General features: G+C 65.2%; 20 protein-coding genes. 8 read left to right on the top strand and 12 right to left on the bottom strand.

Annotated elements, in window-relative coordinates:
• Positions 1 to 14: 14 nt before the first annotated feature.
• Positions 15 to 1,001 (bottom strand): aldo/keto reductase, encoded by a 987-nt coding sequence (locus AC5DRG_RS25685; RefSeq protein ID WP_491801779.1) that lies wholly within the window; start codon positions 999 to 1,001, stop codon positions 15 to 17.
• Positions 1,002 to 1,110: 109 nt separating this feature from the next.
• Between AC5DRG_RS25685 and AC5DRG_RS25680 the strand changes: the two genes are divergently transcribed.
• Entirely contained in the window at positions 1,111 to 1,719 is a 609-nt protein-coding gene (locus AC5DRG_RS25680) for a TetR/AcrR family transcriptional regulator (RefSeq protein ID WP_491801778.1), read from the top strand.
• Between the two features lie 185 nt (positions 1,720 to 1,904).
• On the opposite strand, the gene AC5DRG_RS25675 is transcribed toward AC5DRG_RS25680, so the two are convergent.
• From AC5DRG_RS25675 to AC5DRG_RS25625, 11 genes are all read right to left on the bottom strand, one after another.
• Complete coding sequence (locus AC5DRG_RS25675) at positions 1,905 to 2,738, bottom strand: PIG-L family deacetylase (protein WP_491801777.1); 834 nt, start codon at positions 2,736 to 2,738, stop codon at positions 1,905 to 1,907.
• A gap of 476 nt (positions 2,739 to 3,214) precedes the next feature.
• A complete protein-coding gene (locus AC5DRG_RS25670; protein ID WP_491801776.1) occupies positions 3,215 to 3,637 on the bottom strand; it encodes a PIN domain nuclease in 423 nt (140 codons plus the stop codon).
• Entirely contained in the window at positions 3,634 to 3,849 is a 216-nt protein-coding gene (locus AC5DRG_RS25665) for a type II toxin-antitoxin system VapB family antitoxin (protein ID WP_023548893.1), read from the bottom strand. The genes AC5DRG_RS25670 and AC5DRG_RS25665 overlap by 4 nt, the downstream gene beginning before the upstream one ends.
• 784 nt (positions 3,850 to 4,633) lie before the next feature.
• Positions 4,634 to 4,885 carry a hypothetical protein gene (locus AC5DRG_RS25660; RefSeq protein WP_491801775.1) on the bottom strand — a complete coding sequence of 84 codons (252 nt, stop codon included), beginning with the start codon at positions 4,883 to 4,885 and terminating at the stop codon, positions 4,634 to 4,636.
• A 408-nt stretch (positions 4,886 to 5,293) separates the two neighbouring features.
• Entirely contained in the window at positions 5,294 to 6,472 is a 1,179-nt protein-coding gene (locus AC5DRG_RS25655) for a hypothetical protein (protein WP_491801774.1), read from the bottom strand.
• A 504-nt stretch (positions 6,473 to 6,976) separates the two neighbouring features.
• The gene (locus tag AC5DRG_RS25650; protein ID WP_491801773.1) at positions 6,977 to 8,065 is read right to left on the bottom strand and encodes an MBL fold metallo-hydrolase; all 1,089 of its coding nucleotides are present in this window, start codon (positions 8,063 to 8,065) and stop codon (positions 6,977 to 6,979) included.
• 497 nt (positions 8,066 to 8,562) lie between these two features.
• Positions 8,563 to 9,228 (bottom strand): hypothetical protein, encoded by a 666-nt coding sequence (locus AC5DRG_RS25645; RefSeq protein ID WP_491801771.1) that lies wholly within the window; start codon positions 9,226 to 9,228, stop codon positions 8,563 to 8,565.
• Between the two features lie 276 nt (positions 9,229 to 9,504).
• Complete coding sequence (locus AC5DRG_RS25640; RefSeq protein ID WP_491801770.1) at positions 9,505 to 9,945, bottom strand: hypothetical protein; 441 nt, start codon at positions 9,943 to 9,945, stop codon at positions 9,505 to 9,507.
• Positions 9,946 to 9,971: 26 nt separating this feature from the next.
• Positions 9,972 to 10,355, bottom strand: a complete 384-nt coding sequence (locus tag AC5DRG_RS25635) for a hypothetical protein (RefSeq protein ID WP_491813153.1) — start codon at positions 10,353 to 10,355, stop codon at positions 9,972 to 9,974.
• Entirely contained in the window at positions 10,355 to 10,783 is a 429-nt protein-coding gene (locus AC5DRG_RS25630; protein WP_491801769.1) for an ATP-binding protein, read from the bottom strand. Before AC5DRG_RS25630 ends, AC5DRG_RS25635 begins: the two co-directional genes overlap by 1 nt.
• Positions 10,784 to 10,829: 46 nt before the next feature.
• Positions 10,830 to 11,237, bottom strand: coding sequence for an NUDIX hydrolase (locus AC5DRG_RS25625; protein WP_491813152.1), 408 nt, complete (start codon positions 11,235 to 11,237; stop codon positions 10,830 to 10,832).
• A gap of 107 nt (positions 11,238 to 11,344) precedes the next feature.
• On the opposite strand from AC5DRG_RS25625, the gene AC5DRG_RS25620 reads away from it, so the two are divergent.
• The 7 genes from AC5DRG_RS25620 to AC5DRG_RS25590 all read left to right on the top strand — a co-directional run bounded on the left by AC5DRG_RS25620 (position 11,345) and on the right by AC5DRG_RS25590 (position 15,427).
• The gene (locus tag AC5DRG_RS25620; RefSeq protein WP_491801768.1) at positions 11,345 to 12,133 is read left to right on the top strand and encodes a GntR family transcriptional regulator; all 789 of its coding nucleotides are present in this window, start codon (positions 11,345 to 11,347) and stop codon (positions 12,131 to 12,133) included.
• Between the two features lie 168 nt (positions 12,134 to 12,301).
• Entirely contained in the window at positions 12,302 to 12,658 is a 357-nt protein-coding gene (locus tag AC5DRG_RS25615; protein WP_491801767.1) for an SCO3933 family regulatory protein, read from the top strand.
• Positions 12,658 to 14,037 (top strand): FtsK/SpoIIIE domain-containing protein, encoded by a 1,380-nt coding sequence (locus AC5DRG_RS25610; RefSeq protein ID WP_491801766.1) that lies wholly within the window; start codon positions 12,658 to 12,660, stop codon positions 14,035 to 14,037. Before AC5DRG_RS25615 ends, AC5DRG_RS25610 begins: the two co-directional genes overlap by 1 nt.
• A gap of 80 nt (positions 14,038 to 14,117) precedes the next feature.
• Positions 14,118 to 14,741, top strand: coding sequence for a DUF2637 domain-containing protein (locus AC5DRG_RS25605; RefSeq protein ID WP_491801765.1), 624 nt, complete (start codon positions 14,118 to 14,120; stop codon positions 14,739 to 14,741).
• A gap of 12 nt (positions 14,742 to 14,753) precedes the next feature.
• On the top strand, positions 14,754 to 14,945 hold the full coding sequence (locus AC5DRG_RS25600) for a mobile element transfer protein (RefSeq protein WP_491801763.1): 192 nt from the start codon (positions 14,754 to 14,756) through the stop codon (positions 14,943 to 14,945).
• Positions 14,946 to 14,961: 16 nt separating this feature from the next.
• Positions 14,962 to 15,156, top strand: coding sequence for a hypothetical protein (locus AC5DRG_RS25595; protein WP_491801762.1), 195 nt, complete (start codon positions 14,962 to 14,964; stop codon positions 15,154 to 15,156).
• A gap of 25 nt (positions 15,157 to 15,181) precedes the next feature.
• On the top strand, positions 15,182 to 15,427 hold the full coding sequence (locus AC5DRG_RS25590) for a SpdD protein (protein ID WP_491813151.1): 246 nt from the start codon (positions 15,182 to 15,184) through the stop codon (positions 15,425 to 15,427).
• The last annotated feature ends 39 nt before the right edge of the window (positions 15,428 to 15,466 follow it).

The raw sequence follows: 15,466 nt of genomic DNA, 5'->3' as shown, positions 1-15,466 counted from the left end.
CAGGTCCCGGGACCTCAGATCCAGGTGGGCACGTGCTCCTCGGCGTAGCGGGCGCCGAAACCGCCGTGGGGCAGGATCTCGTCGATCGCGGCCAGGTCGGCGTCGGTCAGGGTGACATCGGCGGCGCCGGCGTTCTCCTCGATGCGCTGGACGCTGCGGGTGCCGGGGATGGGCACGATGTGCTCGCCGCGGGTGAGCAGCCAGGCCAGGGCCAGCTGGGAGACGGTGACGCCCTTGGCCGCGGCCAGGTCGGCGAGCTTGTCGACGGCCTCGACGTTCTTCTCGAAGTTGCCGGGCTGCCAGCGCGGGTCGCCGTTGCGCATGTCGGTGGCGTCGTACTCGCCGGCGGGCTTGGCGGTACCGGTGATGAAGCCGCGGCCCAGCGGCGAGTAGGCGACGAAGCCGATGCCCAGTTCGTCGAGGACCGGGAAGAGCTGCTCGACGTCCCGCTCGAAGAGGCTGTACTCGGTCTGGAGGACGGAGACCGGCTGTACGGCGTGGGCGCGGCGGATGGTCTCCGGGCCGGCCTCGCTCAGGCCGAAGTACTTGACCTTGCCCGCGTCGATCAGCTCCTTGACGGTCCCCGCGACGTCCTCGATCGGCACGTCCGGGTCGACGCGGTGCTGGTAGAAGACGTCGATCTGGTCGACACCCAGGTAGCGCAGGCTGTTGTCAGCGACCTTGCGGATGTTGTCGGGGCGGCTGTTGAGGCCGAAACCCTTGGACAGGTCGGACAGGTCGAAGCCGAACTTGGTGGCCAGGACCACGTCGTCGCGGAAGCCCTTGACCGCCTTGCCGACCAGGATCTCGTTGGAGCCGGTGCCCCAGCCGTAGAGCTCGGCGGTGTCGATGAAGGTGACGCCCAGGTCGTGTGCGCGCCGGATGGCGGCGATGCCTTCCTGTTCGTCGCCGCCGGGGCCGTAGGCCATCGTCAGGCCCATCGAGCCGTAGCCGATCGCCGAGACGGTCAGGCCCTGGCTGCCGAGTGTCCTGTGCTGCATGACGTACTCCTCAAGTCGAACGCAGATCAAACCAAAATCTTTGTTTTTACCGTACGCGTTCGCGGTGGCCTTTGCCAAACAAAGCTTTTTGGTTGGGTAGTCTCAAGATATGACCTCTTCGACCAGCGCGGACTCCACCCGGGATCGCATCGTCACCGCGGCAAGGGCCGAGTTCGCCCGGTACGGGATCGCCGGCGCACGGATCACTCGTATCGCCAAGGCCGCGAAGACCAGCTCGGAACGCCTCTACGCGTACTTCCGCAGCAAGGAAGAGCTCTACGGGTTCGTCGCCGGACAGGAGATCGCCGCGGTGGCCGAGGCTACCCGCCTGGACCCCACCGACCTGCCCGAATACGCCGGCCGCGTGCACGACTACTTCGTCAGCCACCCCGACCGGTTCCGGCTCATGAGCTGGGGCAGGCTGGAACTCGCGGGCGACGAAGCCGACACCGCCACCCAGGAAACCGTCCGCCGCAAGGTCGAGCAGCTCCGCAAGGCCCAGGAGGCGGGCCACCTGGATCCCGCCTGGGACCCCATCGACATCCTCGTCTTCCTCAACCAGATCGCCATGGCCTGGCCCGGCCAGCTCGACCTCGTGGACGCGGCCGCCGACCAGGTCCGCGACCCCTCCCTGGCAGCCCGCCGCGCCGCGGTCGTCGCCGCCGTCCAGCGCCTCTTTCCCGCTACGGCGAACAACCGGGCCGACGGCACCGACTGATCACCCCCGGCGGACGCGCGCGGGCGAGGTGGCCCCGCGACGACCGCCATCCGGTCGCTGATCTCGCCTGCTGTGGACAGCACCTTCCGCGCGATCTCCGTCTCCTCTTCTCCACCACCGACTCATGGCCGGGGATGTCCCTCTGCGCGAGGCGCTCGATGCGCTTTCCTGGGCGGACGGGCGGATCAGCGCAGTCCGGCGAAGAGATCGTTCTCGGGTACGGCCGTGCCGGTGGTGTCCTGGACGCGTACGAAGGTCTCCGTGCCCATCAACTCGCCGAACCTCTCCTTGCCCATCTTGAGGAAGAAGATGTTGTCGCCCTGACTGGCGTGCGCGGCCAGCGCGTCGAACTTCTGACCGCTGAACGCGGTGGTGTCCACCCACGTGGTGATCTCGTCGTCGGGGAGACCGATCTCGGCCAGCGCGGCGGCCTCGGCAGGATCCGGCTCCGGCATGTCCTCTCCGAACTCGCGCATGATCTCGCCGAACCGCCGCATCATCGAGCGGGGCATCGTGGTCCAGTACACCTTCGGTGTCAGCGCGGTCATCTCCAGCGCCGCCATCGTGATGCGGTGGGCCTGGATGTGGTCGGGGTGGCCGTAGAAGCCGTTCTCGTCGTAGGTGACGACCACATCGGGCCGATAGTGCCGCATGAGTTCCGCGAGTCGGGCCGCGCCTTCCCGCACGGGGGTCTGCCAGAAGGATCCGGGGGCGTCGTTGCTCGGCCAGCCCATCATCCCGGAGTCGGCGTAGTCCAGCATCTCCAGATCGCTGATCTTCAGGACGTCACGGCTCGCTTCGAGTTCTTGACGGCGCATCAGGGCGACTGCCGCCGGATCGTGCCCGGGATCGCCCGGCTTGACACCCCCTGGTCCGTCGCCGCAACCGCCGTCGGTACACGTCACGAGAACCGTGCGGATGCCTTCGGCCGCGTACCGCGCGAGGACCCCTCCGGTTCCGGTGGCCTCGTCGTCGGGGTGGGCGTGTACTGCCATGAGCGTCAAGGGTCGGTCAGTCATGAAACAGTCCTCCTGCAGAAATACGTCCTGGTCCGAGTGCACGGCGGGCGTACCACGGTCCTGTACGGCGTCGGTCCCTCGGTCGATGCAACCGTGCCGGCCGGACCGGCTGTTCCCGGCATGGCAACTTGGCCTTCCAGGCGTCGGCGTTCCAACGCGCACGAGGTACAGGCGCGGCCGACCTCGGCTGGCGCATGTGGCCCTGTGGACAAAAACCAGAACAACGAGGGCCGAGGACAACGACGAAGGGCCCCACCTCGCGGTGGGGCCCTTCGACATCGTGCCCGGTGAGGCACTGGCGGAGGATACGAGATTCGAACTCGTGAGGGGTTGCCCCCAACACGCTTTCCAAATGTTCGTCTGGGGGTACGGGGATGTGCGGGAGCGTTCTGACCTGCGGTGCAGTCGACTCAGGTGGGGCTTCTGAACGATGTCGTACGGCGGTGAACGCAACCAAAACTGCAACTACTGCTGACCTACTTGCCGTGTTCCGGGCCGTACCACTGGAGGGCTTGCCCGGTCGCTGCGGCGATGCACTCGAAGTCGTGATCGCGATGGAGCAGGGTGAGCCCCTGCAGCTCAGCGGTCGCGGCGACGACCAGGTCGACCGCTCCGGCACTTCGGTGTTTCCCCTGCTTGGTGAGGGCTTCCTGGACCTGCCAGGCACGGTCGTAGGCGCGGTCGTCGACGGGAACCCAGCCGAAGATCAGCCGCATGTCCTCGATGCCGCGCGCCCGGTCGGCAGCTGACCGTGCGCTGTAGAAGAACTCGAGCTCGGTGATCGGGCAGGTCGCTATGAGTCCAGCCGCGGCGGCCTGGTCCCAGCCGTACTGCTCTGCGTCCCCGCGCATGAACCGCGCGAGCGCGCTGGTGTCGATCAGGAACTGGGCCGCGTTCACCGGCGGTAGTTCTCCTTGTTCTCGAACAGCTCCAGATCAAATGCGCCGTCGCCCGCCGCGGCCCGCAGCCGGGCGAGAGCCAGGGCGCGACGCCGGCTCTCCAACACTTCGCGAAGAGCGGTGTTGACGGTCTCCTTCTTGGTGCTCGTCCCGAGAGCTTTCGCCACGTCCGCGACCAGGTCGTCGTCCAGGTCGATAACCGTCCGACTCATATACGCCTCCTGATATCAAATGTTGGATCAAGTATATCTCGCGAGGCGCCTTGTGGGGTGCCATCGGGCGCCTCGGCCTGGCCACCGTCCTACGCGGGCATCACGCCGTGGATGCGGGAGAGAGCGAAGGCGCGTCCCGCATCGCGCAGGTGACGCGAGGCATCACCACGGCTTCTTCGGTGCGGCTTCGGGACTGGTGGCCTTGACCGTCGAAGGGAGAGGCGAAGTGGACGCCGTTGAGGCAGATGTCCACCACGTGCCGGGTTCGTTGACGACAGCTCCGGGCCTCGCCAAGAAGCCCGATGTCGTGCTCAGCGGTGATGATGCGGCTGCCAACGGCGCGAAGGAGCGCAGGGCGACGAAGGATGGATCCTGGCGGTGCAGGCCGGCTGCGAGCGCCAGCAGGGTGGCGTCGATGGCTCGTCCAGATCAACGGCCCACCCGCCGCGGTTTTGAAGGTACTGGAGGAGTGCGGCGCTGCTGATGACAGTCGGGTCATGGTGGAGGCCAACGGAACCGAAGAAGGGCCCCGCTGCAAGCAGCAGGGCCCTTCGACATCGTGCCCGGTGAGGCACTGGCGGAGGATACGAGATTCGAACTCGTGAGGGGTTGCCCCCAACACGCTTTCCAACTGTGGTGGTGGGGGCTTGGGCGTCGTTCGGGGGCGTTCACCTGGGTTCACGGGTGGTTGACCGCCGAGACAGAGACACCCCTGGGTCTTGCCTGAACGACCGTGAACGGCGCTGAATGAGACGGAAACTGAGACGGCCCGAGACGCAGGGCCTCACTCGATGGTCGCGGACCGCTCTCGAACCTGGTCGTCCAACTTGCCTTCCTCAAGGTCGCTCAGCGCGGCCGCATATCCGGCCATGACCGCCTCGTGTACGACGTTGTGGAGGTCTACCGGGATGTTGTCGAAGATGCCGGAGCAGATGTTCGCGGCTGCGTCATACGCGGCTCGGTAGTCCGTTTCACGGATGTCAGCGCCCAAGCTGCTGACGAGACTGCGTAGCTCTTCCTTGTGGTCATCGCTCACGTCGACGTCACTACCCTCGTGCCTCGGTCGAGAACCGTGCTTTCGTGGGCCTCGGTCAAGGACAGTCAGCCACGGTGGCGGGTCAACGAACCGACAAGGTGCGCATGTGCCTCGCCGCACCACCGGCCTCAACCGCGCTGCCGGTGCCGTACGACCGGAGCAAGCTGCGACGGCAGACCCGTGGGGAGAACTCCGAAGCGGCTCGACTCCCAAAGAGTCTCAGCTTGGGAAGCTGCGATCATTTGCGGCTGGTTCGGGCGTTGACCTGGGCGAACGGCGAGACGGTGGCCTCGTTCGGCGGGGCTGCTTTCACCGTGATTCCCCGCTCGTTCTGGTGCGCTTCTGCGCCACTCGGGCTGACTCGCTTCTGCAGTGGTGTTCTGTCGTAAGCGTTGGGTGGTGGCCCCGTTACCTGGCAGAGTGCAATCGTCGTCCGCGACGCGGAGGATTCTGGTTTTTCCAGATCAGGGCTCGGAATTTGGGGAACTTCCGATAGGCCTTATCCGGATCGCCCAGCTTCGGGGGCAGAGATCCCCCTTCGCAATGAATGGTATTCAACGAACTGCGTACCTGGTGACGGATTAGTGCGGCTCGGGCCGGATCGGAATTTGCTGCGATCGGTTCCTCGAACAGTGCGAGCGGCGTCAGACCCGTGTTCTGTAGAAGCTGCTTCAGGTCGGCCCAGATGGGGGCATATCTCTTTGTCGCGCTGCCTAGTACGACGAGCAACCCTCCAGGCGTGAGGCTGTGGGCCAAGTCGCGGATCTCCTTGCGGAAAAGCGCGACGGTCTCTTGGTTTGTGAGGAAGTTACACATAACCACTAGGTCATAGGCACTGGGAGTGCGGATGCCCTCTTCCTGAGCCAGCATCCGAGCGAAACCCGGGCTGATTGGTTCGTCGTCTCTGTCGAACTCATCAGCAATTAGCTGAGCTTTCGATTCCAACTCACGGACATGTTCTCTAAGGACAGAAAATTCAGTGAAGTCAGGATGCGTCACTCCGAAGGGGAGAGTGCCCGAGAACGTAGGCACTTCCCGCCGAACTTGATGGATCTCTTCCGAGAAGTGGTGCAACAGGCGGCTCCAGGCTGGCCCTCTGTCCAAGGCACGCATTTCTGTGGCAGGAGCGAACTCGACCTGTTGCTTTGTGGTCTGGGCCCACAGTGCCAGGTCGTCGTAAAAGTCGTGCACCGCGTAGAGGGCGGGAGCTGGTCCGGCCCCAACCTCAAGCACCGAAAGTCGCTGCCGGCGGATCGGCAGATGGCCCGCAGTGAATAGCCGCTCGAGTGTCTGCGTCACGCGCCCGTACCGGTCGGCTAGGTGCAGGATCATGTAGGCGGTCACTTCGGCGGGATCCCGAAATTCCAGATCGTCGCAGCGGTCGAGAACATGAGCCAGCCGGTCAGCCACGGCCTCGGCGGTATCTGTTGCAGCGGCAACCGTATTGATCGCTGCGCACAGGGACTTCAAATGCGGCTGGAGGAGGCTGCGCGACGAAGATCGCCACTCGTTCAGACTTGCGGCCGAAGTCCGCTGCCATAGGCCCGCGCTCCATGACCGTGGCTCGGCCTCCCCGTCGACTGCCATGTACTACCTCCCTGAGGTCTCTGAACCCGCGGAGCCCACGCGTACCCGGCACCTCGACGGCCGTCAAGCGGTGCGTTGCCCTAGTCAACATACCGGCGTCGATGGCGAGTTGGCCCTGGCCATTCCGGCGTAGATCACCACCTGGCAGCGCAGATGGCTCTGTAGCGCTGAGCTTGGGAAGCTAAGGGCATCTAGCGGTTGCTCCGGGCCTGACCTGCGGCGGAGCGTTGTCCGGGCCCCGTGGGCGGTCAGCGGATTCCCGGCGTTCCCCGTTGCACCCCGCACGATCTGGCACACGAATGGCACGGCCCTGCGCTGACTCGCTCGGGTAAAGACTGGATCTTGAAACGTTTGCGCCTCAGCCCCCGACAGCCAGCCATGATGGTGGGTTCGCCGACGGACTAGGCGCGCGTGTGTCTCGCTGTAGGTCCACCGGGCCTTACGACGCTATTTAGGTCTCCAGGGCAGCAGTGACGACCCGGCGGCGATGATTCCAGTGCTCCATTAGCAGGTGATGGCTGCCTCATTCCCCCGCACCTCCCACACTCCTCCGACGGATCGCGCCTGAATATGACCCATTTGCAAAGTGTGCGGCCGGAAAGAGCGCGTGGCACCTCGAATGTCCTTGTCGACACCATTTCCTCTGCGTGATGCTGCAAATCTGCGCGCACTGGTTACGAAAACGCTGTCCACTTGCGTACGAATCCGGTCGATATCTGTGGGGCGGGGTAGTGGAGTCTTACCCCTCTCGAATGGAGTCAGGACGCATACAGGCTCATCCGAGAGGAGATGCTGCCAGATTTCAGGACAGTCCGCATTTTCGGATCCATGATGGGGGATCTTGTAAAAAGTTGCTCTCGTCTCTGGACGTCCAGGGTGGTCTATTACAGCGTGCCAACCCCTATCTCTGATCGCGCGGTGGTGCTCTAGATCCCCTCCCAAGAGGATGCCTCCGAGTGATGTTTCTAGGTGAAGAACCACACTGACATCATTTGGTGGTAGATCGGGGATTCGAGCAGCCTTATTAGATTGCGCATCGATGAGTGCTGCAATTTGCTCAACTCCGCGCTCAACTTCCCCAGAAGAGGGGCTAAGAGCCCAAATCTCCTTAACAATCCGGCTGGGAGTGAATGAGATTCTGTTCACCGCGCTGACCTGCCCTAGGTGAGTTCCACCTGACGATCTTCTCTGTTCGATAATTTCTCGAACTGCAGACAATTCGTCGATACCGGAAGTGAACTTTGAGATCAGCTGAGGGCGCTGTGCGACGGCCAGGAACTCGTCTCCACGAAAGACGCCAGCTGCGTAGAAGCGGGCTCCTACCGCCTCGCGAAACAGGGCAGATATACCCTTTACGTGGTCATCATGCCAGTGTGTGGCAACCACGGTGCTCACTGAATCAGCGATGCTGACGCCAAGCTGCTGCAAGTACTCGATGGCAATAGGGGTCTTTGATCCTGTGCGCACGCAGGAGTCAACGACCATCCATTCCGAATTTCCTAGATGGACCACGATGCATTCACCGACGCCAGGCCCGAACACGCTTACTTCCACCTGGTCAATGTCGGGGGGATGTAGTAGCACTGCTTGCATGGGGTTATTGTTAGTCAAGCTGGACGCTCACTCTGAGGTGCGGCCTAGCCGCCGAAAATTGATGACAGATGTTCGGCTGCGCTGACCTCCCTCTTTTACGTCGTATCCGATCGTCCAGTAAAAGAGGGCACCTGGCTCGCAGAGCTGAACATCACCCGGCGTTAGGTCGGATATACTGAACTCCGCAGTGGCGGGTTCATTGTTGTCGAGATCAATTACTTCCGCTACGAAATAAGTATCGTAGCGTTCCGAGACCACTCCCTCCCATCGGGCGAGAGGGATGAATTGCTTACTGTCTGCGCGACGCGTGATCTTGCGAAACGCTTGATTTCGAACACGGCCCGTCGACTCGTCTAGCTTTGTAGTCGTGGGGCTGCTCTTATTGAGTGCAGTGAGATTAGAGGACGGAACGAGCTTCGGGTCAGGAATCCGGGTAACCTCCCGAGCGTTGACGTCAACACGACTTTCCGCAGTTACTACATCTGCTGATTCGACGGTCATCGCATCTCCAAAGCCTTGTTGACAATATTATCCCGAATTGAAGCCACCCGTGCCCTGTGGTTGTCCCACTCGTTGCCGATAATGGAGGTTGCCCATTCGGCGGAGAGTGAATCATTGTTAACGTACTCGTCGTTAACATCAACGAAGAGTCCATCTGTGATTCTTGCCGAGGGCTCAATTTTTGCGCGGACGTTACCCTGGTGTCCATCGTCGCGCTCACCCATGACGGTCAAAGAGAGCAGCCGTGGGTCTTCCATCACGGGTCGCCAAAAATCATCTTTGGGGGCGACTGCATGTCCAAAGTTGTCTAGTGCTTCCCGACTCGGCATCGCGTAATGACTGTGCGAGTTGAGGCCGATTTTTGAAATCGGGTCATGCCGCAACAGGTCAAATGTGCCGAGCGCTAGATCGCGCAACATTTCTACGGCTGGCGTCGCCCTAGTGAATAGCGTCCACCTGTCATTCAGGGCCTCTAGGCGAAACCAACTGGATTCCCAGACGGATACGTCATTGCTGATAACCTGCACATTGGCTTCGTCAGCTTCTTCCTGGCGAATCAAGTCATGTGCTGCAAACCATGCTGGCTGAAAGACCTTTGCGTTGAAGGAGCCGACAAGCACAATGCTCACTTGATCGTGTTCTGGGGTGCGCGACTCCTGCACGCTTCCTCCTGGGCCGACTCCATCACCGACGTCACCGTACAACGGCTAGCCATCAACTGTCGTTACGTGCTGCTGGAGATCTTGTCTGATGCACCTCTACTGTGCACTACTTCGAACCGCCCCCTTCTGTCGACAAGTGGCTGACTTGCTGTGCGCGCGGCACGGACACCGGCCGGGCTGGAGCGGGGCGGAGACAGGAGCGCAGGCCCGGCCGGGGGTCGGGCCGCGCGCGGGGAGCGGAGCGAGCCGCCTTGAAACTGTAGAGAAAGTTGTAACTCAGTCGGTGGCAGGGGGCTGTTGGGTCTCAGGTGTTGCTTGGTGCGATTGCTGTTTCGGAGTTTGGGCATCGTGGTGTGCGGCGCGGAACGCGTCCCACAGTTCGAAGAACATCTCTATGGCGGGCCTGTCGGCCTTCTCGGCCGCGCGCTCGATCTCTGTCGCCCAGCCCAAGGAGCTGGCGTTGGGCATGCCTGGCTGGCCCCACAGCCACTCGGCGAATGAGCTCTGACTCCCGGGGGACCAGAAGTCGAAGGGCTCCTCGATGCCGTGGACGTCCAGCGCGACCCGGTAGCCGAGCAGCATGGAGTTCAGATGCTGTAACGAGCTGCCGCGCACCCACATACCCGGGCGCAGTCGTACTTCCTCGAGGAAGCCGTGCGCGTCGTACAGTTCGCTCAGTTGTCTTGGCGCTCGTCTGGCCTTCCCCGTCTCCGTCATACGGGCACCCTAGTGATGACCTGCCGCTACAGGGGACAGCTGTCGTAGGGCTTGAAGTCGTGTGCACAGGGCGGGAGTTCGGAGCCTTGGCGGTGTGCGAGCGGCAGGAAGATCACTGGTCGGATGGTCCAGGTGATGCGGGTGCGGGCGTGGGTGACCGAAACCGCGCAGGGTTCGGCGCGCAGGAGAGCACTCCTCGTCTGGATGCGGCCCTCGTACAGCCAGGCCCACGCTTCCTCTGACGCGTCGGGGTCGAGTGCCGGTGAGATCGTGCGGAGTGCGACCGCGACCCATCTGTCCGCCTGGGGTGCCGAGTACGCGTCGAAGGATGCCCGGAGTGCCGGCCGCCCCGTGTCGGTGAGGTCTTCGGTCCAGCACTCGCACCAGTAGCCCCGCTGCGGCTTGTCCATCAGCACGGGAGACCTCCCCGGCGGGCGTCCGTGAAGAGTTCCGCGGTGATCGTGTGGCCGCCGTCGCTGTCGTGGACCACGACCCGGTGCGCGATCACGCTGACCATGCCCAGGCCCCGGCCGTGCTCGGCGTTCTCGTCCTGGTGCTCGACCTTCGGGGCCGTGCCGGTGCCGCCGTCGTCCGTCACCGAGAGGGCGATCACCTGGGCGGACACCGCAAGGGCCAGGTGGAAACTGCCGGATTCCTGCCCGCTGGCCGTGTGCAGGATCGCGTTCGCGCTCAGCTCGCTCACGATCAGCTCGGCGTCCTCGGCCAGTGGCGAGCCACGCAGGATGTCCCGTGTCCAACGGCGGGCCCGGCTGACCTCTTCCGGGAAACCTGGGCAAGTGAGTCCCCAGACCCGAGCCGTGCTCGTATACTCGTGCATACAAGTTCCTTCGTGCTGGTAGGCCGCCATGTGCAGCGGGTTCGGGCTAGACGAGTTTCACGCCGTCGTGGGCACGGATGGCCGGCGGGGATGCCCCGTCGAGCGCATCCAGGACGCGGATCGCGTACGCCTCGTCGGCGAGGTCGGAGACTTCTTCACGGGTGGCCCAGCGCAGCGCGCGGGTTTCGCTTCCGGTGGTGGGCGTGCCGTCGGCGGCCTCGCAGCGGAAGACCAGCGAGACGATCAGGCCCGTCATGTTCTTGTAGACGCCGGTCAGGGTCGCGGGGAGCTCGATCTTGACGCCGGTTTCTTCCAGAACTTCGCGTTGCAGGGCCTCGGGGATGGTCTCCTCGCGTTCGAGGACGCCGCCCGGAGGTTCCCACTGGCCGTTGTCGCGCCGCTGGATCAGGAGGGCCCGGCCCTGGTCGTCGACGATGACTCCGGCGACGCTCACGGAGTGCGGACGGTCAGTGCTCACGTTCCTCGGCCCTCTCGGCTGACTAGGCTCTCCACCGTAGCAACAACACTCGCCCACTCGTCTAGATACCTAAAGGAGTACGCGTGAGTCCTCTCAGTTCCGGCCTGCTCGGCGACCTCGACCCCACGAGCGATCGTGCGGTCTTCCGGCAGATCGCCGATCAGCTGCGTGAGGCCATCGACCGTGGGCGATTCAGAGAGGGCGAGAAACTGCCCTCCGAGGCTGAGCTTGTGGACCATTACGGGGTTTCCCGTATGACGGTCCGCAACTCCTTCTCCGTCCTTCAAGGGGAAGGGCTCGTGCACGCCGAGCACGGCAAGGGCGTGTTCGTGCGGCCCCGGCCGCCCGTGCGGCGCCTCGCCTCGGACCGGTTCGCGCGGCGGCACCGGGAGCAGGGCAAGTCCGCGTTCATCGTCGAGGCCGATGCCGCCGGCAGTCACCCCCAGGTCGATGGCCTGGAGGTCAAGGAGGAGAAGGCCAGTCAGGACATCTCCACCCGGCTCGGCTCCGTACGGCGAGTACTTGCCCGACGGCGCCGGTATCTCCTCGACGGGCGGCCGGTCGAGTTCGCCACCTCCTATCTCCCGCTGGACATCGCGCGCGGTACGCAGATCGCCGAGCCGAACCCCGGACCCGGCGGCATCTACGCCCGCCTCGAAGAACTCGGCCACCGCCTCGACCACTTCGAGGAGGAGATCCGCGCCCGGATGCCCTCGCCGTCCGAGGTCAAAACCCTCCACCTGGCCTCCGGCGTGCCCGTGATCCACCTGATCCGGACCGCGTTCGACACCGAGGGGCGGGCCGTGGAGGTCTGCGACACCGTCATGGCGGCGGACGCGTACGTCCTGTCGTACCAGCTCCCGGCGACGTGAGCGTATGACCGGCCGTGGTGCGCGGGGACGCCTTCCCGAACTCGTACGCCCCAACAGGCATACTCGTATAGACGAGTGGGCAAGTTGTGTGGCAGGGTGATCGTCGCGACCTCGAAGATTGGGTTCGCGGATCGCATCATGTATAGACGAGTAGATAGGGAAACTTCCTTGCGTACCATCCGTGTTGAGACCTCGGCCGCAACGATCCTGCTGACCGAGGCGCCCGAGCCCAAGGTCCGCGACCGCCAGACCGGCGAGCGGGCCACCGACGCCGTCAGCGGCGAGCCGCTGATGACGATCGGCGTCGTCCACATCGAGGACGGCGAGTCGTCGCTGATCAAGGTCACCGTTCCCGAGGGCGGTGTTTCCGAGGGACTGACGCTCGGCGCGCCGGTCTCCCTGCCGGGGTTGATCGCCCGGCCTTGGGAAAGCGTGTTCAACGGGCAGCAGCGCCACGGCATCGCCTTCCGCGCCGCCGCCGTGACTCCGGCCGCCTTCCCGGTCACCACCGAGGCCGCCGCCTGATGACCGACCTGACGACGCTCCTGGAGGTGGGTGGTCCCCTCGCCGCACTCGGCGGTGGGGCCGCCTACGCCCGGGCCCAACACCCCAGCGTCTACTGGTCCGTGGTCGGCGGTCCGATATCCACGGCCCGACTCCTCAGCTCGTACGGCTCGGTCATGGAAGCGTGCGGTCTGACCGTGGTGCCGTCCCGGCTGCGCGGCCTGGCGGTCAAGGCCACTACTCGCCGGGAGGTCCGGCCCGTACCGCCGCGCCGGGGCATCATCCGGCCCACCTCGACGGGGCTGCGGCTTCGCCTCCGGCTTGCCCCGGGCCAGGAGCCCGCCGACGTTGCCGCCTCCGCCGAACGGCTGCGGCACGCCTGGGGCGTTCACGCTGTGTACGTCACCACCGTCAAGCCCGGTGTGGTCGAACTGCGGCTCGTCGGCTTCGACGTCCTGCGGAAGGTGAAGATGCCTCGCAGGGTCGAGGCCGGGTTCCTGAAGGTGCCTGTGGCGCTGCGGGAGGACGCGACTCCCTTCGTACGCGACTACCGAACTGTTCCGCATCAACTCACCCTGGGCGCCACGCTGTCCGGCAAGTCCATGTACCTGCGGCATCTGGTCTCAGGGCTCGCTCGGCAGCCGGTCGCCCTGGTTGGCATCGACTGCAAACGGGGCGTGGAACTGGCGCCCTTCGCCTCACGGCTCTCGGCGCTTGCCACCGACCCGGACGAGGCGGCCGAACTGCTGCCCGCGCTCGTGAAGGAAATGGAGGACCGATACGACCTGATCAAGGCCCGGCAGGGCATCGCGCCGAGCACCCCGCAAGAGGAGATCACCTCGGACATCTGGGGCCTGCCCGAGCACGAACGCCCGGTACCCATCGTGCTGTTCGTCGACGAGGTGGCCGAACTCTTCCTCGTCGCCACGAGGAAGGACGAGGAACGCCGGGACGAGATGGTCACCCAGCTCATTCGCCTCGCCCAACTCGGCCGCGCCGCCGGCATCTACCTGGAGGTCTGCGGGCAGCGCTTCGGCGCCGAACTGGGCAAGGGCGCCACTATGCTCCGAGCCCAACTCACCGGCCGCGTCTGCCACCGCGTCAACGACGAAGCCTCCGCCAAGATGGCCCTCGGCGACATCGCCCCCGAAGCGGTCTACGCCGCCTGTGCCATCGCCCCCGAACGCCCCGGCCTGGCCGTCGCCGGTGACACCTCCGGCGGCTGGTCCCGCATCCGCACTCTCTACCTCTCCCTCGGCCACGCCGCCGAGATCTGCCGCGAGTCGGCGCACCTGACGCCCGCGCTGCCCGCGCTCAAGCCCTTCCAACCCGCCGTGCCCGTACGACCGGTCGAGACCCCGACGGCTCCCGCAGTCCAGCCGCGACCCGTGACCGACTGACCTTCCCCAACCCGGCCGGCGTGACCGCCTCACGCCACGTCCCTACCCCTCCCATGCCCGAACCCGGAAGGAGCCGCACCATGCGCGCCCACCTGGCCCGTGTCGACGCGGTGCTCGTCCAGGCGCTCATCGCCGCCGCGCTGTCCTTCGCCCACCTGCACGACATCGCCTCGGCGGCCGGACAGGACGGTTGGAAAGCGTGGGCCTACCCGATCAGCGTCGACCTGCTGCTCGTCGCCGCCTGGCGCCGACTCCGTTCCGGCGACGCCAAAGCGTCCGGGTGGTGCTGGTTCGTCATCGCGCTCACCGCATCCCTCGGCGCGAACGTAGCCACCGCCGGACTCCTCGACCTGCACCAGGTGCCGGCATGGCTACGCATCCTCGTCGCGGGCTGGCCCGCAGTCGCCTTCCTCGGCGGAACCCTCCTCGCCCACACCACACCGACCCCAACAGACAACGACGTAGAGGCCATTGAGGACCAGGAGGACGCGCCCGAACCCGCTCCCGAGACACCTGCCCAACCGGCCATCGAGGCAATACCCGAACGCCCCGCCGTTCCCGTACCGACCGCCCTGGTCGACCACGCCCGCAAGGTCGCCGCCGAACACCACACCCGCACCGGCACACCGATCGACACCCCGACTCTCCGCGCCCGCCTCGGCGTCCCGGCTCCCATGGCCGAAGCCATCGCCGCCCAAATCTGAAAGGAGACCCACGTGACCGCCAACCGCCGCTTCCGCAACGTCATCCGCATCGGCCCCGTCCAGGTCGGCACGTACTACGACAGCCGAGGCCAGGAGAAACACACCGCCGCCTGTACCGCCCCGCGTTGCGGCTTCTCCGCCGACTACGACAGCCGCGCTGCCGCCGAGTTGGCCGCCCGCACCCACCGCTGCCCCGCCCGCTGAAAGGACACCGCACACCGTGACCGTCAGCCTGCCGCTCGTCGTCGTCCTCGGCCTCTTCGCCTGGGGAGCGGTCAAGTTCCTCGGCGTCCGCACCTGGATCGTCGTCCTGATTGCCCTCTTCGGCTTCTGGCTCTCACACACCTTCCTCGCCCCCGCCATCGAGTCCGGCACGCGCTCCGGCGTGGACGTCATAAACGGCTCACATGACTAGACGAGTAGATGAGAAAGGGTTCGCCGTGTTCCTGCCCAAGTACCCCGACAACCCGACCCCGCCGCCCGCGCACACCCACGCCCCGACGGAACCCGCGCCCGTACGGCCCCCGCTCCCGTCGATCTCCATCGACAACAAGGCGGTCGCGGCCGTGCTCGTGGGCGGCGTGGTCCTCACCGCGCTCCTGGCCGCCGTAGCCGCAACGGCCATCTCCGTAGCCATCGCCGCCGTGGTCCTGCGCTCCCTGCTCCGCGAACACCACCGGCGCTGAACGGCGCCTGGCCTCCGGGGCGGCGGCACACGACCAAGC

It is taken from the genome of Streptomyces sp. JLBG701 (assembly GCF_058544905.1).
This window is presented reverse-complemented; position numbering and strand designations above follow the sequence as displayed.